22 protein-coding genes and 5 tRNA genes are annotated in these 23,179 nt (G+C 72.5%); 8 read left to right on the top strand and 19 right to left on the bottom strand.

Annotation, left to right across the window (positions count from 1 at the left end):
* Positions 1-131: 131 nt before the first annotated feature.
* Both ACFYOV_RS29155 and ACFYOV_RS29150 read left to right on the top strand, forming a co-directional pair.
* Entirely contained in the window at positions 132-1,994 is a 1,863-nt protein-coding gene (locus ACFYOV_RS29155) for an HSP90 family protein (RefSeq protein ID WP_389092797.1), read from the top strand.
* On the top strand, positions 1,991-5,002 hold the full coding sequence (locus tag ACFYOV_RS29150) for a tetratricopeptide repeat protein (protein ID WP_389092627.1): 3,012 nt from the start codon (positions 1,991-1,993) through the stop codon (positions 5,000-5,002). The genes ACFYOV_RS29155 and ACFYOV_RS29150 overlap by 4 nt, the downstream gene beginning before the upstream one ends.
* 416 nt (positions 5,003-5,418) lie before the next feature.
* On the opposite strand, the gene ACFYOV_RS29145 is transcribed toward ACFYOV_RS29150, so the two are convergent.
* Together ACFYOV_RS29145 and ACFYOV_RS29140 are read right to left on the bottom strand one after the other, a co-directional pair.
* Positions 5,419-5,565: a hypothetical protein gene (locus ACFYOV_RS29145; RefSeq protein WP_389092625.1), complete on the bottom strand. Its 147-nt coding sequence runs from the start codon at positions 5,563-5,565 to the stop codon at positions 5,419-5,421.
* Between the two features lie 75 nt (positions 5,566-5,640).
* Positions 5,641-7,380 (bottom strand): DAK2 domain-containing protein, encoded by a 1,740-nt coding sequence (locus ACFYOV_RS29140; RefSeq protein WP_389092623.1) that lies wholly within the window; start codon positions 7,378-7,380, stop codon positions 5,641-5,643.
* Positions 7,381-7,643: 263 nt separating this feature from the next.
* Here ACFYOV_RS29140 and rpmB point away from each other — a divergent pair, with 263 nt between their 5' ends.
* Entirely contained in the window at positions 7,644-7,829 is a 186-nt protein-coding gene (rpmB, locus tag ACFYOV_RS29135; protein WP_003993230.1) for a 50S ribosomal protein L28, read from the top strand.
* Positions 7,830-7,948: 119 nt separating this feature from the next.
* Here rpmB and thiD read toward each other — a convergent pair whose 3' ends face one another.
* Positions 7,949-8,758 carry a bifunctional hydroxymethylpyrimidine kinase/phosphomethylpyrimidine kinase gene (gene thiD / locus ACFYOV_RS29130; protein ID WP_389092621.1) on the bottom strand — a complete coding sequence of 270 codons (810 nt, stop codon included), beginning with the start codon at positions 8,756-8,758 and terminating at the stop codon, positions 7,949-7,951.
* Positions 8,755-9,717: a thiamine-phosphate kinase gene (locus ACFYOV_RS29125; RefSeq protein WP_389092619.1), complete on the bottom strand. Its 963-nt coding sequence runs from the start codon at positions 9,715-9,717 to the stop codon at positions 8,755-8,757. The genes thiD and ACFYOV_RS29125 overlap by 4 nt, the downstream gene beginning before the upstream one ends.
* A 206-nt stretch (positions 9,718-9,923) precedes the next feature.
* On the opposite strand from ACFYOV_RS29125, the gene ACFYOV_RS29120 reads away from it, so the two are divergent.
* Complete coding sequence (locus ACFYOV_RS29120; protein WP_029384521.1) at positions 9,924-10,157, top strand: Lrp/AsnC family transcriptional regulator; 234 nt, start codon at positions 9,924-9,926, stop codon at positions 10,155-10,157.
* Between the two features lie 20 nt (positions 10,158-10,177).
* Entirely contained in the window at positions 10,178-10,678 is a 501-nt protein-coding gene (locus tag ACFYOV_RS29115) for a DUF3515 domain-containing protein (RefSeq protein ID WP_389092616.1), read from the top strand.
* A gap of 44 nt (positions 10,679-10,722) precedes the next feature.
* Here the strand turns inward: ACFYOV_RS29115 and ACFYOV_RS29110 are convergent, their stop codons facing one another.
* From ACFYOV_RS29110 to ACFYOV_RS29100, 3 genes are read right to left on the bottom strand one after another with little or no spacing between them, the layout of a single operon-like run.
* Positions 10,723-11,880, bottom strand: coding sequence for a D-alanine--D-alanine ligase family protein (locus ACFYOV_RS29110; RefSeq protein ID WP_389092614.1), 1,158 nt, complete (start codon positions 11,878-11,880; stop codon positions 10,723-10,725).
* Between the two features lie 59 nt (positions 11,881-11,939).
* Positions 11,940-12,950 carry an NAD(P)H-dependent glycerol-3-phosphate dehydrogenase gene (locus tag ACFYOV_RS29105; protein WP_389092611.1) on the bottom strand — a complete coding sequence of 337 codons (1,011 nt, stop codon included), beginning with the start codon at positions 12,948-12,950 and terminating at the stop codon, positions 11,940-11,942.
* Positions 12,947-13,753, bottom strand: coding sequence for a lysophospholipid acyltransferase family protein (locus ACFYOV_RS29100; protein ID WP_389092609.1), 807 nt, complete (start codon positions 13,751-13,753; stop codon positions 12,947-12,949). The genes ACFYOV_RS29105 and ACFYOV_RS29100 overlap by 4 nt, the downstream gene beginning before the upstream one ends.
* 158 nt (positions 13,754-13,911) lie before the next feature.
* Here ACFYOV_RS29100 and cofC point away from each other — a divergent pair, with 158 nt between their 5' ends.
* Both cofC and ACFYOV_RS29090 read left to right on the top strand, forming a co-directional pair.
* Complete coding sequence (gene cofC / locus ACFYOV_RS29095; RefSeq protein WP_389092606.1) at positions 13,912-14,550, top strand: 2-phospho-L-lactate guanylyltransferase; 639 nt, start codon at positions 13,912-13,914, stop codon at positions 14,548-14,550.
* A gap of 9 nt (positions 14,551-14,559) precedes the next feature.
* Positions 14,560-14,763: a hypothetical protein gene (locus ACFYOV_RS29090; RefSeq protein ID WP_389092604.1), complete on the top strand. Its 204-nt coding sequence runs from the start codon at positions 14,560-14,562 to the stop codon at positions 14,761-14,763.
* A gap of 113 nt (positions 14,764-14,876) precedes the next feature.
* On the opposite strand, the gene ACFYOV_RS29085 is transcribed toward ACFYOV_RS29090, so the two are convergent.
* From ACFYOV_RS29085 to leuC, 4 genes are all read right to left on the bottom strand, one after another.
* Entirely contained in the window at positions 14,877-15,509 is a 633-nt protein-coding gene (locus ACFYOV_RS29085; RefSeq protein WP_389092602.1) for an HU family DNA-binding protein, read from the bottom strand.
* 136 nt (positions 15,510-15,645) lie between these two features.
* A complete protein-coding gene (locus tag ACFYOV_RS29080; RefSeq protein WP_389092599.1) occupies positions 15,646-15,876 on the bottom strand; it encodes a hypothetical protein in 231 nt (76 codons plus the stop codon).
* A gap of 282 nt (positions 15,877-16,158) precedes the next feature.
* Positions 16,159-16,752 carry a 3-isopropylmalate dehydratase small subunit gene (gene leuD, locus ACFYOV_RS29075; RefSeq protein ID WP_389092598.1) on the bottom strand — a complete coding sequence of 198 codons (594 nt, stop codon included), beginning with the start codon at positions 16,750-16,752 and terminating at the stop codon, positions 16,159-16,161.
* 6 nt (positions 16,753-16,758) lie between these two features.
* Entirely contained in the window at positions 16,759-18,189 is a 1,431-nt protein-coding gene (leuC, locus tag ACFYOV_RS29070) for a 3-isopropylmalate dehydratase large subunit (protein WP_389092596.1), read from the bottom strand.
* Positions 18,190-18,389: 200 nt separating this feature from the next.
* Between leuC and ndgR the strand changes: the two genes are divergently transcribed.
* A complete protein-coding gene (ndgR, locus tag ACFYOV_RS29065) occupies positions 18,390-19,103 on the top strand; it encodes an IclR family transcriptional regulator NdgR (protein WP_389092594.1) in 714 nt (237 codons plus the stop codon).
* Positions 19,104-19,244: 141 nt separating this feature from the next.
* Here ndgR and ACFYOV_RS29060 read toward each other — a convergent pair.
* The 8 genes from ACFYOV_RS29060 to ACFYOV_RS29025 form a co-directional block, all read right to left on the bottom strand.
* Positions 19,245-19,317 (bottom strand) — tRNA-Glu (locus ACFYOV_RS29060).
* A 28-nt stretch (positions 19,318-19,345) separates the two neighbouring features.
* Positions 19,346-19,417, bottom strand: a tRNA-Gln gene (locus ACFYOV_RS29055).
* Between the two features lie 21 nt (positions 19,418-19,438).
* Positions 19,439-19,511 (bottom strand) — tRNA-Glu (locus ACFYOV_RS29050).
* Between the two features lie 61 nt (positions 19,512-19,572).
* Positions 19,573-19,645, bottom strand: a tRNA-Glu gene (locus ACFYOV_RS29045).
* A gap of 40 nt (positions 19,646-19,685) precedes the next feature.
* A tRNA-Gln gene (locus ACFYOV_RS29040) sits at positions 19,686-19,757 on the bottom strand.
* 90 nt (positions 19,758-19,847) lie between these two features.
* The gene (locus tag ACFYOV_RS29035) at positions 19,848-20,579 is read right to left on the bottom strand and encodes an HAD family hydrolase (RefSeq protein ID WP_389092592.1); all 732 of its coding nucleotides are present in this window, start codon (positions 20,577-20,579) and stop codon (positions 19,848-19,850) included.
* Positions 20,580-20,900: 321 nt separating this feature from the next.
* A complete protein-coding gene (gltX, locus tag ACFYOV_RS29030; RefSeq protein WP_389092590.1) occupies positions 20,901-22,385 on the bottom strand; it encodes a glutamate--tRNA ligase in 1,485 nt (494 codons plus the stop codon).
* Positions 22,378-23,163 (bottom strand): fumarylacetoacetate hydrolase family protein, encoded by a 786-nt coding sequence (locus tag ACFYOV_RS29025; protein ID WP_389092587.1) that lies wholly within the window; start codon positions 23,161-23,163, stop codon positions 22,378-22,380. The genes gltX and ACFYOV_RS29025 overlap by 8 nt, the downstream gene beginning before the upstream one ends.
* Positions 23,164-23,179: the final 16 nt, after the last annotated feature.

Below are 23,179 nucleotides of genomic sequence, written 5' to 3'. Positions count from 1 at the left end.
GGGAAATCCCTGGTCAGGCTGCTGGCGTGGGCCCTAGGATGGCGCGCTCCGGCCATCCTTCCGCGGTCACCGCCCCACCGGGGCCGCCCGACCCCGCGCCGTCACCAGGTCCCCCCACCGGCGCCGTGACGATGGACTCTCAGACCTCACAGGCATCCCACGAATCCCAAGGCCCCCGGCGGCCCCAGTCACCCCACAGCTTCCAGGTCGACCTGCGCGGTCTGGTGGACCTGCTCTCCCATCACCTCTATTCCAGCCCCAAGGTGTATCTGCGCGAGCTGCTCCAGAACGCCGTGGACGCCATCACCGCCCGGCGTGCCGAGGAGCCCGGGGCCCCGGCCCGGGTGCGGCTGCGCGCCGAGGGGGGTTCGCTCAGCGTCGAGGACACCGGCGTGGGGCTCACCGAGGCGGACGTGCACGACCTGCTGGCCACCATCGGGCGCAGCTCCAAGCGGGCCGAGGGGCTCCAGGAGGCCCGCTCCGACTTCCTCGGCCAGTTCGGCATCGGCCTGCTGGCCTGTTTCGTGGTCGCCGAGCGGATCCGGGTCGTCAGCCGCAGCGCCCGTACGCCGCACGCGCCGCCCGTGGAGTGGACGGCGCGCGACGACGGCTCGTACACGGTGCGGACCCTGCCGGACGCGGAGCGGCCCGAACCGGGCACCACCGTGCACCTGGTGGCGCGGGCCGGGGCCGACGAGTGGCTGACCGAGGAGCGGGTGCTGTCGCTGGCCCGTGACTTCGGTTCGCTGCTGCCCTACGACGTGCGGGTGGGCGAGGAGGCGGTCACGGATCTGCCCGCGCCCTGGGACCGGCCGTACCCCGGACCGGCCGCGCGCAGGGTCGCCCTGGCCCGGCACTGCCACGAGCTGTTCGGCTTCAGCCCGCTCGACACGATCGACCTGGACGTGCCGCTGGCCGGCATCCGCGGGGCGGCCTACGTACTGCCGTCGGCGGTCAGCCCGGCGCAGCGCGCGGGACACCGGGTGCACCTGAAGGGCATGCTGCTGACCGAGCGGGCGGAGCAACTGCTGCCCGACTGGGCGTTCTTCGTGCGGTGCGTGCTGGACACCGACAGCCTGCGGCCCACCGCCTCGCGCGAGTCGCTGTACGAGGACGAGACGCTGGCCGGGGTGCGCGAGGCGCTGGGCGAGCGGATCCGCGCCTGGCTGACCGGGCTGGCCGCCGGTGATCCGGAGCGGCTGGCCGCGTTCCTGTCGGTGCACCACCTGGGCGTGAAGTCGCTGGCGCGGCACGACCGGGAGATACTGCGCACCATGCTGCCGTGGCTGCCGTTCGAGACCACCGACGGGCGGCTGTCCCTGGAGGAGTTCGCACAGCGGCACCCGGTGGTGCACTTCACGCGGACGGTCGAGGAGTACCGGCAGGTCGCCCCGATCGCCTCCGCACAGGGCATCGGCGTGGTCAACGGCGGCTACACCTACGACAGCGAGCTGGTCGAGGCACTGCCCTCGGTGCGCCCCGGGACGGCGGTCGCCGAGCTGGACCCGGACACCGTGACGGCCCATCTGGACGCCGTCGACCCGGCGGCGGAGCTGGCGCTGTCCGGGTTCCTGGCCGCCGCACGGGCGAAGCTGGACCCGCTGGGCTGCGACGTCGTCCTGCGCTCCTTCCATCCGCTGTCGGTTCCGGCGCTGCACCTGGACGACCGGGAGGCCCGGCACGAGCAGGCCCGCGCGGAGGCCGAGGCCCGGTCCGACGACCTGTGGGCCGGCATCCTCGGCTCACTGCGCGGCAGCGCACCGCGGGCGCGCCTGGTGCTGAACCATCTCAACCCGCTGGTGCGGCGGATCAGCTCGCTGGGCGACCCGGAGCTGATCGGCACCGCCACGGAGTCCCTCTACGGGCAGGCGCTGCTCATGGCGCAACGCCCGCTCAGGCCGGCCGACTCGGCGCTGCTGAACCGGGCGTTCCTCGGCCTGCTGGAGTGGGCCACCCATGGCGAGGACGACTCCGCGGGAGGCGGTGACCGATGAGCGGCATCACGGACTTCGACTCGCTGCGCCGGGCGATGGCCGAGAACTCCGAGCAGCCGGAGGGGCCGGCCCGCAACGCCCGCGCGGAGGAACTGCTGCTGGAGGCCGAGAGGCTGAACATCCCGCTCGCCGTGATCGAGGCGCTCGGGCACCAGCTGAAGGTCTACAACTACAGCTCCGAGAAAGGGAAGATGTTCGTTCCCTTCGCACGGCTGCTGCGCATGTGGGACGAACGCCCCGAGGACTTCGACGAGTACGAGACGCACTCGCTGCACTGGGTGTTCAAGTGGATGTCGGCCGGCATGCTCGACCAGCCGCACATCCCGCTCGCCTCGATCGAGAAGTGGCTCGGCGAGATGGAGCACCGCTACCGGCTCGCCGGGCACTCCGAACGGGCCGTGCGCAGCGCCGAGTTCAGCGTGGCCACGCACATCGGGGACACGGCGCGGGCCGAGCGGGCGTACGCGGCCTGGCTGGCATCCGATCGGGACTCCATGGCCGACTGCCATGCGTGCGAGCTGCACGGGCAGGGCTGGTGGCAAGCGGAGCGCGGCCGGGACGAGGCCGCCCTGGAGCTGTGGCGGCCGGTGCTGGAGGGCGAGTTCACCTGCGCCCACGAACCGCACACCACCCTCGCGTCCTCGCTGGTGCCCCTGCTGCGGCTCGGCCGCGCCGACGAGGCGCGGGCCCACCATCTGCGCGGGTTCCGGCTGGTGCGGCCCATGGAGAGCATGCGCGGAGCCTACGCGGACCACGTGGAGTTCTGCGCGCTCAGCGGCAACGAGGCGCGCGGTCTCGAACTGCTCGCCGAACGGCCGGCGTATTTCACCGACGACGGGCATCCGCGCAGCAGGCTGGACTTCCTGTGTGTGGTGACCCTGCTCATGGACCGACTGACGGAACTCGGGCTGGGCGGCCGGCAGGTGCCCGGTCCGGCCGGACGGTCGTGGACGGCGGCCGAACTGGCCGCGCACGCGCGTGCCGGGGCCCTGGCCCTGGCGGCGCGGTTCGACGAGCGCAACGGCACGGCGCACATAGGTGAGCGGGCACGCGCCCGTATGGCCCGGCGTCCGCTGGTGGAGCGGCTGCCGCTCGGGGTGCGGACGCCGGGCGCGGTTCCGGCGCGTTCCGCGGTGCCGGCGGGTGCGCCGGTACGCGAGTCCGGGACACCGGCCGGCGAGGACGGGCTGCCCGAGCTGCTCGCCAGGGCGCGGCGGCTCTCGGACACCTTGCAGCCGCATGCCGTGGAGGCGTGGGCGGCGGTGGCGCGGGCCGCCGAGGACACCGGCGCCGAGCTGGGCGCCCGCGACCGCGCGGAGATCGCCGACCACCGCGCGATGGACCTCGGCCCCGAGGGCGCGGAGCTCTTCGCACGGGCCGCAGGGCTGTACGCGGAGGCGGGCGATCCCGGGGAGGCGTTGGCGGCACGCGCGCGTGGCGCGTACGTACGGGCGCTGGCGGGCCGGGTGGACGAGGCACTGGCGGCAGTGGCCGGACCGTACGAGGAGGTTCTCGCGCTGTACACCGGGGGCGGTACGGGGCGGCGGCAGACCGCGTCGGTGCTGATGGCGCGGGCACGCATCCTGATGCGGCGGGTGCACGCGGTGGACGGGGAGCCGCCCGGGGCCCTGACGGCCGACGCGGACAGCGCGGTACGGGCCGTGCTGGCGCTCGTGGAGGAGCACACCGGCGAGGACGTGCGGCTGGCGGCGCGGGCGGCCGAGTCGCGGGCGATGCTCGGGGAGCTGGCGGGGCTCGCTGGAGACGTGGAGGCGGCGGCGGAGCTGTTCCGGGAGGCTGCGGAAGCGTTCGTCGGGGCCGGACTGCCGTGGTACGCCGTGGAGTACGAGGCCCGGCTGGCCCAGCTCGCGCACCACCTCGGCGACGTCGCCGGGGCGGAGCGGGCGCTGCGGGCGGCCCTGGAGCACGGCGGGCCCCACGTCGAGCCGGCCGGGCGGGCCCAGCTGCACCTCCAGCTCGCGGAGGTCACCGCCGGGCTCGGGCGGGTCACGGAGGCCGCGGACCACGCCCTGGAGGCGGCGCACTGGGCCGACGCGGCGGACGACGGGCCGGCGCTGGGGGCCTGGGCGCGGCACATGCTCGGCGGGCTGCTGCTGCGGCAGGGGCGGTGGGCCGAGGCCGCGGAGGTGCTGGAGTCGGCGCTGCCCGACGTGACCGCCGGGACCCACGGCGAGGGGGCGGTGGTCCAGACGCTGTGGTGGCTCGGCGACTGCCTGGACGAGCTCGGGGAGCACCGGGCCGCGGCGGAGCGGAGGTTGCAGGCCGCCGAGATCGCCCGGCACTGGCCGGAACAGCGGGACCACGCCACGCTGGCCCACCTGGCGGCGTCCAGTCTGGAGCGGGCGGGCCTGCACGGCGAGGCGGAGCGGGCGTACCTCCGCGCCGGGGAACTGTGGCGCGGTGTCGGTGACGTCCCCGCCCTGATCCGATCCGTCCGCGCCCGCGCGTGGCTCGCGCTGCGCACGGGAGCCGGGCGGGACGGCGCCCGGTCCCTGATGGCCGAGGCGGTGGCGGAGTGCGAGTCGGCCCGGGAGACGGCCGCCGACGAGGAGACCCGCACCGGCCTCACCGCCGCACTGGGCCACACCCACCGGCAGCTGGCGGAGCTGCTCGTCCGGTCGGCACGGCGGGCCGAGGATGCGGGGGACGGCGAGCCGAACCCGGACGACTCCTCGGTGCGGGCGGCCCACGCGGAGGCGGTGCCGGTGCTGGATCGGGCCGCCGCCGCCTTCGCGGCCCTCGGCCCGGACGGCCTGCACGACCGCACCGCCGCCGAACTCGCCGCCGCCTGGCTGGAACGCGACCTCGGCCTCGCCACCGAGGCGACGGCCCGCGCGCGCGGCGTCCTCGCGGCGTACGAGCACGCGGACGGGACGGCCGGGACCGCCGGCACGGCCGGGAGCGGGGAGGCCGACGAGACGGCCCGCTCCCGCCGCACGGAGGCGGAGCACCTGCTGGGGCTCCTGGAGCCGACCCCGGACGCCTGAGCCACCGGCCGCCCCGGCCGCGGTCCACCCGGCGCCGACCCCGGACGCCTGAGCCACCGGCCGTCCCGGCCGCGGTCCACCCGGCGCCGACACCGGCCGGGCCCGCGGCCGGGGCGGCCGGGGCCGCCGGGGCGGCCGGGGCGGCCGGGGCGGCCGGGGCGGCCGGGGCATCGACGCACACGCGCGTGCGCAGGCTCCGACACGAGCCGTGCCGCCCCGCCGACGCGGCGGGCTGGACGTGCGGGCGTGCGGGCGTGCGGGCGTGCGGGCGTGCGGGCGTGCGGGCGCCCAAGAGTGGCAGCGGTGTCCGTAGCTCCGTCGCCGAGAACCGGCACGACCACCCCACCGCCACCACGCCGGGACGACGGCCGCGGCCCGCCCCGGGCCCCCAGCCACCGAGACCGCCCGGCAGCGGCTCACTCCACCCCTATCAGGAGCAGCGCCCCCTGACGACCACCACGGCAGACCACCGTGTCCACCGCCAGATAGCGCTCACGCACCCGCACCTCCAGGTGACGGGCACCGGCGTCCCGAACCTCGTCGCCGAGAACCGGCACGACCACCCCACCGCCACCACGCCGGGACGACGGCCGCGGCCCGCCCCGGGCCCCCAGCCACCGAGACCGCCCGGCAGCGGCTCACTCCACCCCTATCAGGAGCAGCGCCCCCTGACGACCACCGTGGTAGACCACCGTGTCCACCGCCAGATAGCGCTCACGCACCCGCGCCTCCAGGTGACGGGCGATGGTGTCCGGGGCCTCGTCGCCGAGAACCAGGGTGACCATCTCGCCGCCGGCCGCGAGCATGCGGTCGAGGACGGCCTCGGCGGCGGAGGTGACGTCGTGGCCGATCACCGCCACGTCGCCGTCGATGAGACCGAGGACGTCCCCGGCCTGGCAGATGCCGGCCATGGTCCAGGACTGCCGTTCGGCGACCGTGACCTCGGCGTAGCGGGTGGCGCCCGCCGCCGACGTCATCGCCACCACGTCCTCGTCGAACCGGCGCTCCGGCTCGTGCACCGCGAGCGCCGCGATGCCCTGGACCGCCGAGCGGGTGGGGATGAGGGCGACCCGGATGCCCTCGGTCCGGGCCTGCTCGGCCGCCGCGGCGGCGGTGTGGCGCAGCTCGGCGTCGTTGGGCAGCAGCACCACCTCGCGCGCGTGGGCCCGCCGAACGGCCTCCAGCAGCTCTCCGCTCGCGGGCTCCTCCCCGGGGCAGGCGAGCACCGTGGTCGCCCCGGCCTCGCTGTACAGCCCGGCCAGCCCCTCACCGGGCACGACGGCCACCACGGCCCGCTGCGCCCGCTCCTGCGTCGGCTCCTGCCCGCCCGCCGTGTGGACGTCCCCGACGCCGAAGTGCGTGATCCGGATCCGGTGGGGCCGCCCAGCCTCGACGCCCGCCTCCACGGCCGCGCCCGCGTCGTCGACGTGCACGTGGACGTTCCACAGCCCGTCGCCGCCGACCACCACGAGGGAGTCGCCGAGCCCGTCGAGCCGCTCCCGCAGCCGGGCCACGGCCGTGTCGTCGGCTTCCAGCAGGTAGATCACCTCGAAGGCCGGCCCCGACCGCGCCGCTCCCCCCTCGCCACCGGCCGCACACGCCTCCACGCGCGCGTGGACGTCTTCGGCCGTATGCGCCTCCACGCTCGCGTGCGTCCCGTCGGCCATGTCCGCCGCGGCGCGCGGGCGCTCCCCCGTGAGGGTCTCCACCAGCGCCGCGAGCACCGTCACCAGGCCACGGCCGCCCGCGTCCACGACTCCCGCGCGGCGCAGGACGGGGAGCTGGGCCGGGGTCGCCGCGAGGGCCGCACACGCCCCGTCGTGGGCGGCCCGTGCCACCACGCCGCAGTCGCCGGTCGCCCTGTCCGCCGCGTCGGCGGCAGCCGAGGCGACGGTGAGGACCGTGCCCTCCACGGGGTGGGCGACGGCCTGCCGTGCGGAGTCGGCGGCATGGCGCAGCGCGAGCCCGAGTCCCCGCCCGTCCGCGCTGACCGCGCCCTCGCCGAAGGGCCCGTCGCCCGCCAGCACCTGGGCCATCCCCCGCAGCAGCTGGGCCAGGATCGTCCCCGAGTTCCCCCGCGCGCCTATCAGCGCTCCGTGCGCCAGCGCCCGCGCGGCCTCCGACAGCGTGGGCCCGGCCGCCCCGCCCTCGCCCCCGTCGGCACCGGCCCCCGCCGCGTGTCCGGTGAAGACCGCTTCCACCTCAGCCGCGGCCGACTCGACCGTGAGATAGAGGTTCGTACCGGTGTCCCCGTCGGCCACGGGATAGACATTGATGGCGTCGATCTCCGCCCGCGCCCGCCCCAGCGCCTCCAGCGCGAGACCGCACCAGGTGCGAACCGCGAGAGCATCGAAGAATGTCTGCGGCACCTGGGCCACCTGCGCCTCCCTGAGCTGCTGGACGTGGCACGCAGCGTAGACCGTGGGGGCGTACTCACCGGAAGAGGGCCGGGGCGGGCCCCTGAGCTGCCATGGTAGTTTCGTTCTACGGGTGCAGCCGTTGTATGCTGCTCCGGTTGCCCGATCCGATCGGGCCTCTCCCCTGGCAACGCCACTCAGATCCGAAGGCTCCTGGAGTCTGGATCTTGATCCCGGCATGCCGGGATCAACCGTAAGTGCATCTGAAGTCTTTGGAGTGACCCGTGGCTGCCAACTGCGACGTCTGCGGCAAGGGGCCGGGCTTCGGCAACAACATCTCGCACTCGCACCGCCGTACGTCCCGCCGCTGGAACCCGAACATCCAGCGTGTGCGTACCGTGGTCGGCGGGACGCCGAAGCGCGTGAACGCTTGCACCTCGTGCATCAAGGCCGGCAAGGTCTCGCGCTGACGCTCAGCTAGCGCGCGGCCACTGCTGGTTCGCTGCAGGAGCCGGTCCACCTCGTGTGGGCCGGCTCTTCGCGTTCCCGCACACCCGCTCTTCGCGTCCGGCGCACCCCACGGGGGTGGCTAGGAGCCGGCCCGCAGCGCCCAGGCGTGATCCACCGGCCCGATCCCGCCCCCCAGTGCGAACCCGGCGGCGATCGCCCCCGTGACGTACTGCTTGGCCTCCTCGACCGCCTCCGGCACCGACCGGCCCTTCGCCAGGTGCGACGCGATCGCCGAGGCGAGGGTGCAGCCCGTGCCGTGGGTGTGGCGGTTGTCGTGGCGGGGCGCCCGCAGCCAGTGCTCCTCGGAGCCGTCCGTCAGCAGGTCCACCGCCTCGCCCTGCCCGGTCGTGAGATGCCCGCCCTTGATCACGACCCACCGCGGCCCGAACCCGAGCACCGCCTCCGCGGCCCTGCGCAGATCCTCCTCCGACTCGACCCGGGCACCGGTGAGTTGCGTCACCTCGTCCAGGTTGGGCGTGGCCACGGTCGCGACCGGCAGCAGTGCCGTACGGACGGAGTCCAGGGCGGAGGACGCCAGCAGCGGGTCCCCGTGCTTGGAGACGCCCACCGGGTCGACGACCACCGGCACATCCGTGCCGGAGATCAACTCGGCCACCGCCTCGACCAGTTCGGCGGAGGCCAGCATGCCCGTCTTGACCGCCTGGACGCCGATGTCGTCGACGACGCTGCGGTACTGGGCCCGCACGGCCTCCACGGGCAGCTCCCAGGCGCCCTGCACGCCGAGCGAGTTCTGCGCGGTGACCGCCGTGATCACGCTCATGCCGTGCACACCGAGCGCGAGCATCGTCTTCAGATCTGCCTGGATGCCCGCGCCGCCGCCGGAGTCGGAACCGGCGACGGTCAGCACGCGGGGCGGCGCGGGGGTCACTCCACCTCCCCGAAATGGTCCCAGCCGCCCTTGCTGGTCCAGGGCGCCCCGTCGACCGTCACCTGGGGCAGCGCCGAGGGGTTGAGCACCTCGCCGATCACCTTCCAGCGGGCCGGCAGCTTCACGTCCGGCGGGAAGGTGGCCACGATCGCGTGGTCCTCTCCCCCGGTCAGCACCCACTGCATCGGGTCGACGCCGACGGCCTGCCCGATGTCGTTCATCTGCGAGGGGATGTCGATCGCCCCGGAGCGGATGTCGATGCGGACCTTGCTGGCCTCGGCGATGTGCCCGAGGTCGGCGATCAGTCCGTCGCTCACGTCGCACATCGCGGTGGCGCCCAGCCCCGCGGCGGCCGGGCCCGCGTGGTACGGCGGCTCCGGGCGCCGGTGGGCCTCGACGAACGCACGCGGGGAGCGGAAGCCGCGGGAGAGCACCGCGTGCCCGGCGGCGGACCAGCCGAGCCAGCCGGTCACGGCGACGAGGTCGCCCGGCTGGGCTCCGGCCCGGGTGACCGGCTCCTGGTTGCGCAGGTCGCCGAGCGCGGTGATCGACACCATGATGGTGTCACCGCGCACGACGTCGCCGCCGACCACGGCGGCACCCGCGACCTGGCACTCGTCGCGCAGCCCGTCCATGAGCTCGGAGGGCCAGGTCACCGGCAGCTCCGCCGGGACGACCAGGCCGAGCAGCAGCGCGGTCGGCACCGCGCCCATCGCGGCGATGTCGGCGAGGTTCTGCGCGGCGGCTTTGCGGCCGACGTCGTAGGCCGTGGACCAGTCACGGCGGAAGTGCCGGCCCTCCAGCAGGATGTCGGTGCTGGCCACGACCCTGCGGTCGGGCGCGGCGACCACCGCGGCGTCGTCGCCGGGGCCGACCCGGACCGCCGGGGTGGTGGTGAGACGGGAGGTGAGCTCCCTGATGAGCCCGAACTCCCCGAGCTCACCAACAGTGCCCTTCATTGCCCTTTCTCCCCTTCTGTCCCTGTCCGTGCCCGGTCGCGAGTCATCTGTGTGCTCGCTACGGTCGAAGTGACCGTCAACTTCTCTCGTGCCCGACCCCCGGCGCGCAAGGCCCGGTTCCCGCAGGTCTCCCCGCGGCGAGCGGCAACGCGGTACCGTGGCGTTCCTTTTCCCCACATGATCCTCGTGGCCGCCCTGGAGGTTCCGTGGTACAGGCGTACATCCTGATCCAGACAGAGGTCGGCAAAGCGTCGACCGTCGCCGAGACGATCGGCAAGATCCCTGGAGTCATCCAGGCCGAGGACGTGACGGGACCGTACGACGTGATCGTGCGTGCCCAGGCCGACACCGTCGACGACCTGGGCCGCATGGTGGTCGCCAAGGTTCAGCAGGTGGACGGCATCACCCGAACCCTGACCTGCCCGGTCGTCCATCTGTAGCCCCCGTCTACCCTGTGCCGGTGAACTCCTTCCGTCACCGGCACGCCGTCCTGCCCGCACTCGCTGTGCTGATCACCGCCGCGGGCTGCTCCTCAGCAGACGACGACGCGTCCACGGCGGTTCCCAGCCCGGACGCGAAGGTCACCGAGCTGTGCCGGAACCTGGACAAGGCCCTGCCGGCGAAGGTGGACGGTGAGAGTCGCGACGATCCCGAGCCCGCTTCCGAACTGACCGCGGGCTGGGGCGGCGAGGCGATCATACTGCGGTGCGGTGTCGAGCGACCGCCGAAGATGGTCGACCCCAGGGTGGCCGACGGCCACGACCCGGACGCGGTGCCGGGAGGCGTGAACGGCGTCGACTGGCTCATGGAGAAGCAGGACGGGGGCGTCCACCGCTTCACCACCGCCAACCGCGAGGCGTACGTCGAGGTCAGGGTGACCGACGGGCGGGACAGCACGGGCACGCTGATCGACCTGGCCCCGGCCGTGAAGGAGGCGATTCCGAAGGGGATCGCCTCCTAGGTGCCTCTCGCTCGGAGCACGCCGCGGGGTGGGGTCCGGCCGGCTCAGCGCAACCCGGTCGAGCGCCGCAGGGCCGCCTGGATCAGCCGGTCCACCAGCTCGGGGTAGCCGATGCCGGTGGCCTGCCACATCTGCGGGTACATCGAGATGGGCGTGAAGCCGGGCATCGTGTTGATCTCGTTGATGACGAACTCGCCGTCCTCGGTGAGGAAGAAGTCCGCGCGCACCAGCCCCTCGCAGGAGGCCGCGTCGAACGCCGCCACCGCCAGCTCGCGCACCTCGGCCGTCTGCTCGTCGGTCAGCGGGGCGGGCACGATGCCGGGGGTGGAGTCGATGTACTTGGCCTCGAAGTCGTAGTACGCGTGCGCCTCGGGCGGCGGGATCTCGGCGGGCAGCGACGCCCGTGGGCCGTCCTCGAACTCCAGCACACCGCACTCGATCTCGCGCCCGCGCAGCGCCGCCTCGACGAGGATCTTCGGGTCGTGCCGCTGGGCCTCCGCGATCGCCTCGTCGAGCCCGGAGAGGTCGTCCACCTTGGTGATGCCGATCGACGAACCCGCGCGGGCGGGCTTCACGAAGAGCGGCCAGCCGTGCTCACCGGCGAAGTCGACGATCCTCTTGCGGGCCGCCGACTCGTCGCGTTCCCACTCGCGGGGCCGGATCACCACGTACGGGCCGACCTTGAGCCCGAAGGAGGTGAACACCCGCTTCATGTACTCCTTGTCCTGGCCGACGGCCGAGGCGAGCACACCCGAGCCCACGTACGGGACGCCGGAGAGCTCCAGGAGGCCCTGGAGGGTGCCGTCCTCGCCGTAGGGACCGTGCAGCATCGGGAAGACGACGTCGACCTCGCCGAGCGCCTTGGGCACCGAACCGGGCTCGCTGTAGACCACTTCGCGGCTGGCGGGGTCGACGGGGAGCACCACGCCGCCCTCGGCCGACTCCGCGAGCTGGTCGACGCTGGGCTGCCGCCGGTCGACGATCGCCATGCGTTCGGGCTCGTCGGCCGTGAGGGCCCAGCGGCCGTCCTGGGTGATGCCGATCGGCAGGACGTCGTACTTCGTCCGGTCGATGGCCTTGAGGACCGCGCCTGCGGTGACCACGGAGATCCCGTGTTCGGAGCTGCGCCCGCCGAACACGACGGCCACACGCGGTTTGCGAGACGGCTGCTCGGGGCTCTGGGGGAGGTTCTCGGTGCTCATATCGCGATGAGAGTACCCGTTGGCGGAGCCCCGAGGCAGCGTGCGACAGGCGGGGTCGCTCAGCGTCGTTCGGGCTTCGCGCTGCGCGACATCAGCTCCTTGAGGGCGACCACCGGGGGCTTGCCCTCGTGCACGATGCCGACGACCGTCTCGGTCAGCGGCATGTCGACGTCGTGCCGGCGGGCCAGATCCAGCACCGACTCGCAGGACTTGACGCCCTCGGCGGTCTGCTTGGTGACCGCGATGGTCTCCTCGAGGGTCATGCCCTTGCCGAGGTTGGTGCCGAAGGTGTGGTTGCGCGACAGCGGCGAGGAGCAGGTGGCCACCAGGTCGCCCAGGCCCGCGAGTCCGGAGAACGTCAGCGGGTCGGCGCCCAGCGCCACACCGAGCCGAGTGGTCTCGGCGAGACCGCGGGTGATCAGCGAGCCCTTGGCGTTGTCGCCGAGTCCCATGCCGTCCGCGATACCGACGGCGAGCCCGATCACGTTCTTCACGGCTCCGCCGAGTTCGCAGCCGATGACGTCGGTGTTGGTGTACGGGCGGAAGTACGGCGTGTGGCAGGCGGCCTGGAGCCGCCGGGCGACGGACTCGTCGGGGCAGGCGACCACGGCGGCGGCCGGCATCCGGGCGGCGATCTCACGGGCCAGGTTCGGCCCGGTGACCACGGCGATCCGGTCGGCGCCCACCTTGGCGACATCCTCGATCACCTCGCTCATCCGCATCGCGGAGCCGAGTTCGACGCCCTTCATCAGCGACACCAGGACCGTTTCGGGCGCCAGCAGCGGCGCCCAGGCGGCGAGGTTGCCGCGCAGCGTCTGGGAGGGGATCGCGAGGACGGTGAAGTCGGCGTCGCGCGCGGCCTCGGCGGCGTCGGTGGTGGCCCGCAGCCCGGCGGGCAGTTCGACGCCCGGGAGGTAGTCGGGGTTGGTCCGCGTGGAGTTGATTGCCTCGGCGAGTTCGGGGCGCCGTCCCCACAGCACGACGTCGCATCCCGCGTCCGCGAGGACCATGCCGAACGCCGTGCCCCACGATCCGGTGCCGAAGACGGCCGCCTTGACCGGCTTGCTCACTTTCCCAGCCCCTCTTCCCGCACGGCGGCCTTGCCGTCCCGCGTCCGCCCGCCCCGCACCCGCTGCGCCTGCGCCTTGGTCCTGCGCCGCTGCTCGATCCGCTCCCGGCGCGGGTCGTAGGGCGTCTCCGGGGCCTTCTCGCCGCGGATCTCCTCCAACTGCCGGGTGATGGCCGCCATGATCGCCTCGGTCGCCTCCTTCAACAGTTCCGGGGTCATCTCCCGGTTGTAGAAGCGGTCGAGGTCCACCGGCGGCCCGGCCAGGACGTGATGCGTCTTGCGCGGGAGGAGCCGGGGCTTCTTGGCGTACGGCGGCAGCAGTTCGTTGGCGCCCCACTGGGCGACCGGGATCACCGGGCACTTGGTCTGCAGCGCGACCCGCGCGGCTCCGGTCTTGGCGGTCATGGGCCAGCCGTCGGGGTCACGGGTAAGGGTGCCCTCCGGGTAGAAGGCGACGCATTCGCCGCGCTGCACCGCGTCGATCGCGGCCCGGAAGGCGCTGAGCGCGTCGGTGCTCTCCCGGTAGACGGGGATCTGCCCGGTTCCGCGCATCGCGGCACCGACGAATCCCTTGTTGAATAGCCCGCTCTTCGCCAGGAATCGCGGAACGCGTCCGGTGTTGTACTGAAAGTGCGCGTAGGCGAAGGGATCGATGTGCGAATTGTGGTTCACCGCAGTGATAAATCCACCCTCGGCCGGAATGTTCTCCATTCCGCGCCAGTCCCGCTTGAGCAGAACCACCAGCGGCGGTTTGCAGATCACCGCGGCGAAGCGGTACCAGAAGCCGATTCTGCGGCGCGGCACAAGGACACCTTCCTCTAGGGCCTGGACCCGGAGGCCAGGCGGGCCGCACAAGTGTCGCCCCGGGCCGCCGGTCTGTCGAGAACACCGTACGCCCCGGTACCCCGGACGCCGGATGCCCCGGGTGACAATGAGCGCGACAAGAGAGGGACGTAACACTCGTGCAGTGGACCTTGGTGGTGCCCCTGAAGCCCCTTGCGCGGGCCAAGAGCAGACTCTCGGACACGGCGGGCGACGGCCTGCGGCCGGGCCTCGCGCTCGCGTTCGCCCAGGACACGGTGGCGGCGGCGCTGGCGTGCCGGGCGGTGAAGGGTGTGGTGGTCGTCACGGACGACGCGCTGGCCGGCCGTGAGCTGGCGGCGCTGGGCGCCGCGGTTGTCGCCGACGAGCCGGGCGGCGGCCTGAACGCCGCCCTCGCGCACGCGGCGGCGGTGGCACGGGCGTCGGGGCGCGCGGGGGCGGTGGCGGCCCTCAACGCCGATCTCCCGGCCCTTCGCCCCCGGGAATTGGCCCGTGTTCTGGAGGCCGCGGCGGAATTCCCGCGCGCTTTTCTCCCGGACGCCGCCGCAATCGGCACGACCCTGTTGACCGCCGCCGCGGACCGGGAATTGCTTCCGTCCTTCGGCACCGATTCCCGGGCCCGTCATCGCGCCTCGGGGGCCGTGGAGCTCCGCCTGGACGGGGTGGACTCGGTACGGCAGGACGTGGACACCGGTGAGGATCTGCGGGTGGCGCTGGCGCTCGGGGTGGGGCCCCGCACGGCCGCGGCCGCCGCGCGGCTGCTGATCCCCGAGCAGTAGGCTGCCCGCATGCAGGCGACCGCGTACACGTACGACCCCGCCACCCGCAGCGGGCAGGTGCTCCTGGACGACGGCACCCCGGTGCCCTTCGACGCTCCGGCGTTCGACGCGGGGGGTCTGCGGCTGCTGCGGCCCGGGCAGCGGGTGCGCATCGAGACCGAGGGCGAGGGCGAGGCCCGGCGGATCACGCTGGTCACGCTCCAGACCTTCTGACCGGCCCGGGGGCGGGCCCCTGGTCAGGTCCCCCGGACACACCGCGGGCCGGACTCCGTCTGGGAGTCCGGCCCGGCGCGTGAGTACCGCTCGTCTGCCGCCGCTTCGTCCGCCTACTTCTTGCGGGTGGTGGTCTTCTTGGCGGCGGTGGTCTTGCGCGCGGTGGACTTCTTGGCGGGGGCGCTGGTGGCGGTCGCCTTCTTCGCGGGGGCCTTCTTGGCCGTGGTCTTCTTCGCGGCGGTGGTCTTGGCCGTCGCCGTGGTCTTCTTGGCGGGCGCCTTCTTCGCGGTGGTCTTCTTCGCCGCCGCGGCCTTGGTGGTCGCAGCCTTCTTGGCCGGGGCCTTCTTGGCGGCGGCCTTCTTGGCGGTGGTCTTCTTCGCGGCGGCCTTCTTCACCGTGGCGGCGGCGCCGCCGGACAGGCTGCCCTTGGGTGCCTTCTTGACGGCGACCTCGCCGCCGCGCGGCAGCTTCTTCGAGCCGCTGACCAGGTCCTTGAAGCCCTGACCCGCGCGGAAGCGGGGAACGGAGGTCTTCTTGACCCGGACCCGCTCGCCCGTCTGGGGGTTGCGGGCGTAGCGGGCCGGACGGTCGACCTTCTCGAAGGAACCGAAGCCGGTGACCGAGACCCGCTCCCCCGCGACGACCGCGCGGACGATGGCGTCCAGGACATGATCGACAGCATCGGCGGCCTGCTGGCGGCCGCCCATCTTGTCGGCAATCGCTTCTACGAGCTGCGCCTTGTTCACGTCTTCCCCTTCGGAGACATCGCCAGAACGAAAGTGTTCAAGCTTTTTCGCACGTTAGGCAGATATATACCGCAAATCAAACACGAAACGGGCTTATCACCCTTGTGCCGCAACGAACTCGACTGTCCCGACTGGTTCAGCGTTCCTCTTCGGGGAATCGACCCTCGTCGAGGTCCGCGGTGAACCGCTCCAGACGCCCTGCCGCATCGGCGAGATCGTGCTTGGCCGCGGCCGTAATGACCAGCAGCTTCCGGGTCAGCGCCATCCGTACGCCCTCCGGGACTTGCAGTGCGCGCACCCGCGAGTGCGCTTCCTTGAGCCGGACCGCGACCGCCGCATAGAGCTCGAGTTGGCCGTCGTGTTCCATGCACAGATTGTGCCATCTAGGGCGAGTTGTCGCCTGCGCAGGGGGCAACTGCCGCCTCGGACGGCCTTCCGCACACCCGAGGAAGTCACGGGTACATGCCTCGTGTACCCCGGCAACCACCGTCGTAACGTGGGAAGTTGCGAGACCGAAGGAGACGCCCGGGGCGCAAGGGGCGTAGACACGGCCGTACCCCCGATCGGGGAGATCGGGGGTACGGGAGGGGGGTCGCGGTGGCCGAAATTCGACCTCCCGGCGGTCCGGTGGGGCCGCCGGGTGGCCGGGTCAGGCCGTGAGGGTCCGCGGCTTGAACGACGGGCGCCTCGCCTCGTACGCGGCGATGTCGGACTCGTTCTGGAGCGTGATGGAGATGTCGTCCAGGCCGTTCAGCAGCCGCCAGCGGGAGTTCTCGTCCAGCTCGAAGGAGGTGGTGATCCCCTCGGCGCGCACCTCGCGGGCCTCGAGGTCGACCGTGATCTCGGCCTGCGGGTCGTTCTCGGTGAGCTCCCACAGCGTGTCCACGATCTTCTGCTCGAGGACCACCGTGAGCAGGCCGTTCTTCAGCGAGTTGCCGCGGAAGATGTCGGCGAAGCGGGAGGAGATCACGGCCTTGAAGCCGTAGTTCTGCAGCGCCCAGACGGCGTGCTCCCGGGAGGAGCCGGTGCCGAAGTCGGGGCCGGCGACCAGCACGGTCGCGCCCTGCCGCTCGGGCTGGTTGAGGACGAACGACGGGTCCTTGCGCCAGGCCTCGAACAGCCCGTCCTCGAATCCGTCCCGCGTCACCTTCTTGAGCCAGTGGGCGGGGATGATCTGGTCGGTGTCGACGTTGCTGCGGCGCAGCGGGACGGCCCGGCCGGTGTGGGTGGTGAATGCTTCCATGGCAGATCAGACTCCAGCGGGCGTACGGGTGTCGGCGGCGGCGAGGTCGGCCGGGGAGGCCAGGTGGCCCAGTACGGCGGTCGCGGCGGCGACCTGCGGCGAGACCAGGTGGGTGCGGCCGCCCTTGCCCTGCCGGCCCTCGAAGTTGCGGTTGGAGGTGGAGGCGGAGCGCTCGCCCGGGGCCAGCTGGTCGGGGTTCATGCCCAGGCACATCGAACAGCCCGCGTGCCGCCACTCGGCACCGGCCTCCTTGAAGACCACGTCCAGGCCCTCGGAGACGGCCTGCAGGCCCACCCGCGCGGAGCCGGGGACGACCAGCATCCGTACGCCGTCGGCGACTTTGCGACCCTTGAGGAGGTCCGCCGCGGCACGCAGGTCCTCGATGCGGCCGTTGGTGCAGGAACCTACGAAGACGGTGTCCACGGTGATCGAGCGCAGCGGCTGACCGGCCTCCAACCCCATGTACTCCAGGGCCTTTTCGGCGGCCAGGCGCTCCGAAGCGTCTTCGTACGAAGCCGGGTCGGGGACGGACGCCGAAAGCGGCGCGCCCTGGCCCGGGTTGGTGCCCCACGTGACGAACGGCGACAGCTCGGCGGCCTCGATGACGACCTCGGCGTCGAACTCGGCGTCGTCGTCGGTCCTGAGCGTCTTCCAGTACGCGACGGCCGCGTCCCAGTCCTCGCCCTGCGGGGCGTGCGGGCGGCCCTCGAGGTATTCGAAGGTGGTCTCGTCGGGGGCGATCATGCCCGCTCGGGCGCCGGCCTCGATCGACATGTTGCAGATGGTCATGCGGGCCTCCATCGAGAGCCTCTCGATGGCCTCGCCGCGGTACTCCAGGACGTACCCCTGGCCGCCGCCGGTGCCGATCCGCGCGATGATCGCCAGGATCAGGTCCTTGGCCGTGACCCCCTCGGGCAGTTCACCGTTGACGGTGATCGCCATGGTCTTCGGGCGGGCCATCGGCAGCGTCTGGGTGGCCAGCACGTGCTCGACCTGGGAGGTGCCGATGCCGAACGCCAGACCGCCGAAGGCGCCGTGGGTGGAGGTGTGCGAGTCGCCGCAGACGACGGTCATGCCCGGCTGGGTCAGGCCCAGCTGGGGGCCGACCACGTGCACGACGCCCTGTTCCACGTCACCCAGCGGGTGCAGCCGGACGCCGAACTCCGCGCAGTTGTTGCGCAGCGTCTCCAGCTGGACCCGGGAGACCGGGTCGGCGATCGGCTTGTCGATGTCGAGGGTCGGGGTGTTGTGGTCCTCGGTCGCGATGGTCAGGTCGAGCCGCCGCACGCGACGGCCGCTCTTGCGGAGGCCGTCGAAGGCCTGCGGGCTGGTCACCTCGTGCAGCAGGTGCAGATCGATGAAGAGGAGGTCGGGCTCGCCCTCGGCGCGCCGGACGACGTGGTCGTCCCAGACCTTCTCCGCCAGTGTCCTACCCATCGCGTTCCCTCCGGCCGGCAAGAGGAGTGCACCGGCCCATCTAGAGATCTCGTGGAGACGGCGCCCGCACGCCTGTGTCCTCGGGCGTCCGCCGCCGGGCCCGCTCTCCACGGGCCGTCGTGCCTTCGTGGGTTCAAGAGTGGCGGGTTCCACGGAAAATTGAACTTGCGTTTCACAGAGTGAGACGCAAGTATCGTTGCATGGACAACAGTAGCGGCGTCGGCGTTCTGGACAAGGCGGCCCTCGTCCTGAGCGCTCTGGAGTCCGGTCCGGCCACCCTCGCGGGACTGGTCGGGGCCACCGGACTGGCACGACCCACGGCCCACCGCCTGGCCGTGGCCCTGGAACACCACCGCATGGTGGCGCGCGACATGCAGGGCCGGTTCATCCTCGGCCCGCGCCTCGCCGAACTGGCCGCGGCGGCCGGCGAGGACCGTCTGCTGGCCACGGCCGGACCGGTGCTCACCCACCTCCGTGACATCACGGGCGAGAGCGCGCAGCTCTACCGCCGCCAGGGCGACATGCGCATCTGCGTCGCCGCGGCGGAGCGCCTGTCGGGCCTCAGGGACACGGTCCCGGTGGGCTCCACGCTCACGATGAAGGCCGGTTCCTCGGCGCAGATCCTGCTGGCCTGGGAGGAGCCGGAGCGGCTGCACCGGGGCCTCCAGGGCGCCCGTTTCACGGCGACGGCCCTGTCGGGCGTACGGCGCCGCGGCTGGGCCCAGTCGATCGGTGAGCGTGAGCCGGGCGTCGCGTCCGTGTCCGCGCCGGTGCGCGGCCCCTCCAACCGCGTGGTGGCCGCGGTCTCGGTCTCCGGTCCCATCGAGCGCCTGACCCGCCACCCCGGGCGGATGCACGCCCAGGCCGTCATCGACGCCGCCGCCCGCCTCTCCGAGGCGCTGCGCCGTTCCTGACCGTCTCTCCTCGCCGTCCCACCGGGGGCGGGCCCGCCTCAACGCCGCGGCAGGCCCGCCCCCGTGTCACGTCCGGGTCCTGCCCTGTCGCGGGTCAACGCCGAAGGGGCCTCCGCCGAAGCGGAGGCCCCTTGGGACTCGTACCCCCGACCGGATTCGAACCGGCGCTACCGCCTTGAGAGGGCGGCGTGCTAGGCCGCTACACAACGGGGGCATGGACGCTGCGTTTCCGCAGGTCCGAGCTGGTCTACCTGGACTCGAACCAAGACTAACTGAACCAGAATCAGTCGTGCTGCCAATTACACCATAGACCAATGATGGTTTAGACCAGTCAGTACCCCCGACCGGATTCGAACCGGCGCTACCGCCTTGAGAGGGCGGCGTGCTAGGCCGCTACACAACGGGGGCCCTAGCGATCCTGCGTCGACGACAGTGGGAGCTACCCGACTGTCCTCGCGGGAAGGATCTGTACCCCCGACCGGATTCGAACCGGCGCTACTGCCTTGAGAGGGCAGCGTGCTAGGCCGCTACACAACGGGGGCTTTGCGGATGTGATCCGCGGGTGCAGATGAGCTCTGCGAGCTGGCCTACCTGGACTCGAACCAAGACTAACTGAACCAGAATCAGTCGTGCTGCCAATTACACCATAGGCCACTGGAACGCAAGCCCCAGAGGGGTCTCGTTCTAGTTCTGCGCTTCGAGGTTCCGGCCTTCCGGCCCGCTCCCCGCGGCGCAGGAAGAACATTACCCGAAGGTGGACGGGGCTCCAAAACGAGTATCGGAGCCCAGGACAGCGGGGAGTTCGGCCAGGGACGCGATCCGGCGGGGACCCACGGGCGGTTCGACCGTCGCGTACGCGCCACCGCGGTCGATCCACACCGACAGCAGCCCGGCCTCCGCCGCGCCCCGGCCGTCGATCTCCGGGTGGTCGCCGACGTACGCGACCTGCCGCGGGGGCAGGTCCAGCGCCTCGCAGGCCGCCAGGAAGGCGCCGGCCGCCGGCTTGGACACGCCCAGTTCGGCCGCGCACAGGATGGCCTCGAATCGGTCGTGGACGCCGAGGACGCGGAGCTTGCGGTCCTGGACGTGGAGGCTGGAGTTGGACAGCACCGCGTGGCGGTGGCTGGCGGCGAGGGCGTCCAGCACGGGCAGCACGTCCGGGAAGAGGGCCCAGGCCGCCTCGTAGTGCCGGATGTAGCGCTGGAACCAGGCGTCGGCCTGCTCGTCGGTCAGCTCGCGGCCGACGAAGACCCGGATCCGGTCCCGCCGCTGGTCCTCGAAGGAGACCTCGCCCGCCGAGAACCTCGCCCACTGCTGATCGGTGATCTCCCGCCAGCGGGCGAGGGCGTGCTCCACGCTCTCGTGGGCGTCGAGCAGGCCCTCGGCGGCGAGATGGCCGCGCAGGCCGGTGCGGTCGGCGGTGGTGTAGTCGAAAAGGGTGTCGTCGACGTCCCAGACCACGGCCCGAATGCTCATGGTCCGACCGTAACTCGGCACGGAGCGGCCCGGGGCCGGTTCACGGTGGTTGCCCCGGTCGGGGCCGGATCGGGACACCGGCCGTCACGGGGGTGCAGGCCGGTGCCGCCGACGGGGTGACGCCTTCGCGGTCCATGCGCACGGCCGGGACGAGTCGCGTCCGGGCGGCCGGTGCGGCAAGGGGGAGGCGCTCCCCCACGGGTACGGCACCCGGTCGGCTCGGACGCGATCGGCCGGGTGACGCGACGGGCGGGACGGGGGCGGCGCCCGAACCGGACGCCGCCCCCGTGCGGGAAGCGCTGTGGAAGGTGTCCCGGGCGGTCAGCCGGTGAGCTTCGCCAGGGCCGCGTCGATGCGGGCCAGGGTCTTCTCCCTGCCCAGGATCTCCAGGGACTCGAAGAGGGGCAGGCCGACGGTGCGGCCGGTGACGGCCACGCGGACCGGGGCCTGGGCCTTGCCGAGCTTGAGGCCGTGGGCCTCGCCGGCGGCCAGGACCGCCTCCTTCAGGGAGTCGGCCGAGGTCCAGTCGGCGGCCTCGAGCTTCTCGCGGGCGGTGCGCAGCAGGGCGTCGGAGCCCTCCTTCATCGCCTTGTTCCAGGACGCCTCGTCCTCGACCGGCTCGGGCAGGAACAGGAAGTCGACGTTGTCGGTGATCTCCGACAGGACCTTCAGGCGGGTCTGTGCGTGCGGTGCGACGGCCTGCCACTTGGTCTCGTCGAACGCCTCCGGGGCCCAGGGCGCGAACGGGGCCTGGAGCCAGGGGCGGCAGCGCTCGGCGAAGTCCTTCGGGTCCAGCAGGCGGATGTGGTCGCCGTTGATCGCCTCGCACTTCTTCAGGTCGAAGCGGGCCGGGTTGGGGTTGACGTCGGTGACCTCGAAGGCCGCCACCATCTCGTCGACGGTGAAGACGTCCCGGTCGGCGGAGAGGGACCAGCCGAGCAGGGAGAGGTAGTTGAGCAGGCCCTCGGGGAGGAAGCCGCGCTCGCGGTAGAGGTTCAGCGACGACTGCGGGTCGCGCTTGGAAAGCTTCTTGTTGCCCTCGCCCATCACGTACGGCAGGTGGCCGAACGCGGGGACCGACTTGGCGACGCCCAGCTCGATCAGCGCCTGGTAAAGGGCGATCTGGCGCGGGGTGGAAGAGAGCAGGTCCTCGCCGCGCAGGACGTGAGTGATCTCCATCAGGGCGTCGTCGACCGGGTTGACCAGCGTGTACAGCGGGGCGCCGTTGGCGCGCACGATGCCGTAGTCCGGGACGTTCTCCGGGGTGAAGGTCAGCTCGCCGCGGACCAGGTCGGTGAAGGTGATCGTCTCGTCGGGCATGCGGAAGCGGACGATCGGTTCGCGGCCGTGCGCCCGGTACTCCTCGATCTGCGCCCCGGTCAGCTCGCGGCAGTGGCCGTCGTAGCCGGAGGGCCTTCCGGCGGCGCGGGCCGCCTCGCGGCGGCTGTCCAGCTCCTCCTGGGAGCAGTAGCAGTGGTAGGCATGGCCGGCGTCGAGAAGCTTCCGGGCGACGTCCCGGTAGATGTCCATGCGCTCGGACTGCCGGTACGGCGCGTGCGGGCCGCCGACCTCGGGGCCCTCGTCCCAGTCGAAGCCCAGCCAGCGCATCGCGTCGAGCAGCTGGTGGTAGGACTCCTCGGAGTCGCGGGCCGCGTCGGTGTCCTCGATGCGGAAGACCAGGGTGCCGCCGTGGTGCTTGGCGTACGCCCAGTTGAACAGGGCGGTGCGCACCAGGCCCACGTGGGGGTTACCGGTGGGCGACGGGCAGAAACGGACGCGTACGGGGGAGCCGGGTGCGCTAGCCACGCTTGACAACCTTGTTGGTGAGAGTGCCGATGCCTTCGATGGTGACGGCGACCTCGTCGCCGACGTTGAGGGGGCCGACCCCAGCCGGGGTGCCGGTGAGGACGACGTCGCCGGGGAGCAGCGTCATGGCCTCGGAGATGTTGACGATCAGGTCCTCGATGGAGTGGATCATCTCGCTGGTGCGGCCGAGCTGGCGCTGGGCGCCGTTGACCGTGCACTGGACGGTCAGGTCGCTCGCGGCGGCGATGTCCAGGTCCGTCTCCACCCAGGGGCCGAGCGGGCAGGAGGTGTCGAAGCCCTTGGCCCGGGCCCACTGCTTCTCGCGCTTCTGCACATCGCGGGCGGTGACGTCGTTGGCGCAGGTGTAACCGAAGATGACGTCCTCGACGCGCTCGCGCGGGACCTCCCGGCACATCCGGCCGATGACCACGGCCAGCTCGGCCTCGTGGTGCACCTCCTGGGAGAAGGAGGGGTACTGGATGGCGTCGCCGGGGCCGATCACCGAGGTGGCGGGCTTGAAGAAGGCGAACGGGGCGTCGGGCACGTCGTTGCCGAGTTCCTTCGCGTGCTCGGCGTAGTTGCGGCCGAAGGCCACCACCTTGTTGGGGAGGACCGGGGGCAGCAGCCTGACCTTGCTCACCGGGACCTTCGTGCCGGACAGCTCGAAATCCGCGAACGGGATGCCCTTGATGATGTCCAGGACGAGCTCGTCCTGGCGGCTGCCCTCGACCGCGCCGAAGGCGACGTTCCCGTCGATGGAGAATCTGGCGATGCGCACGGGATGCTTGGCCCCT

The sequence above is a fragment of the Streptomyces sp. NPDC005931 genome, assembly GCF_042871235.1.
Taxonomy (GTDB): domain Bacteria; phylum Actinomycetota; class Actinomycetes; order Streptomycetales; family Streptomycetaceae; genus Streptomyces.
The sequence above is the reverse complement of the archived record's forward strand: the minus strand, read 5'-3'. Positions and strand labels throughout refer to the sequence as shown.

Bases quoted from the DNA above. Each gene is read 5' to 3' on its own strand.
- ACFYOV_RS29155 (WP_389092797.1), top strand. From the start codon at position 132: ATGGACTCTCAGACCTCACAGGCATCCCACGAATCCCAAGGCCCCCGG.
- ACFYOV_RS29150 (WP_389092627.1), top strand. From the start codon at position 1,991: ATGAGCGGCATCACGGACTTCGACTCGCTGCGCCGGGCGATGGCCGAG.
- ACFYOV_RS29125 (WP_389092619.1), bottom strand. From the start codon at position 9,717: ATGAAGGGCACTGTTGGTGAGCTCGGGGAGTTCGGGCTCATCAGGGAG.
- ACFYOV_RS29110 (WP_389092614.1), bottom strand. From the start codon at position 11,880: ATGAGCACCGAGAACCTCCCCCAGAGCCCCGAGCAGCCGTCTCGCAAA.
- ACFYOV_RS29090 (WP_389092604.1), top strand. From the start codon at position 14,560: ATGCAGGCGACCGCGTACACGTACGACCCCGCCACCCGCAGCGGGCAG.
- ACFYOV_RS29080 (WP_389092599.1), bottom strand. From the start codon at position 15,876: ATGGAACACGACGGCCAACTCGAGCTCTATGCGGCGGTCGCGGTCCGG.
- leuD (WP_389092598.1), bottom strand. From the start codon at position 16,752: ATGGAAGCATTCACCACCCACACCGGCCGGGCCGTCCCGCTGCGCCGC.
- leuC (WP_389092596.1), bottom strand. From the start codon at position 18,189: ATGGGTAGGACACTGGCGGAGAAGGTCTGGGACGACCACGTCGTCCGG.
- ndgR (WP_389092594.1), top strand. From the start codon at position 18,390: ATGGACAACAGTAGCGGCGTCGGCGTTCTGGACAAGGCGGCCCTCGTC.
- ACFYOV_RS29035 (WP_389092592.1), bottom strand. From the start codon at position 20,579: ATGAGCATTCGGGCCGTGGTCTGGGACGTCGACGACACCCTTTTCGAC.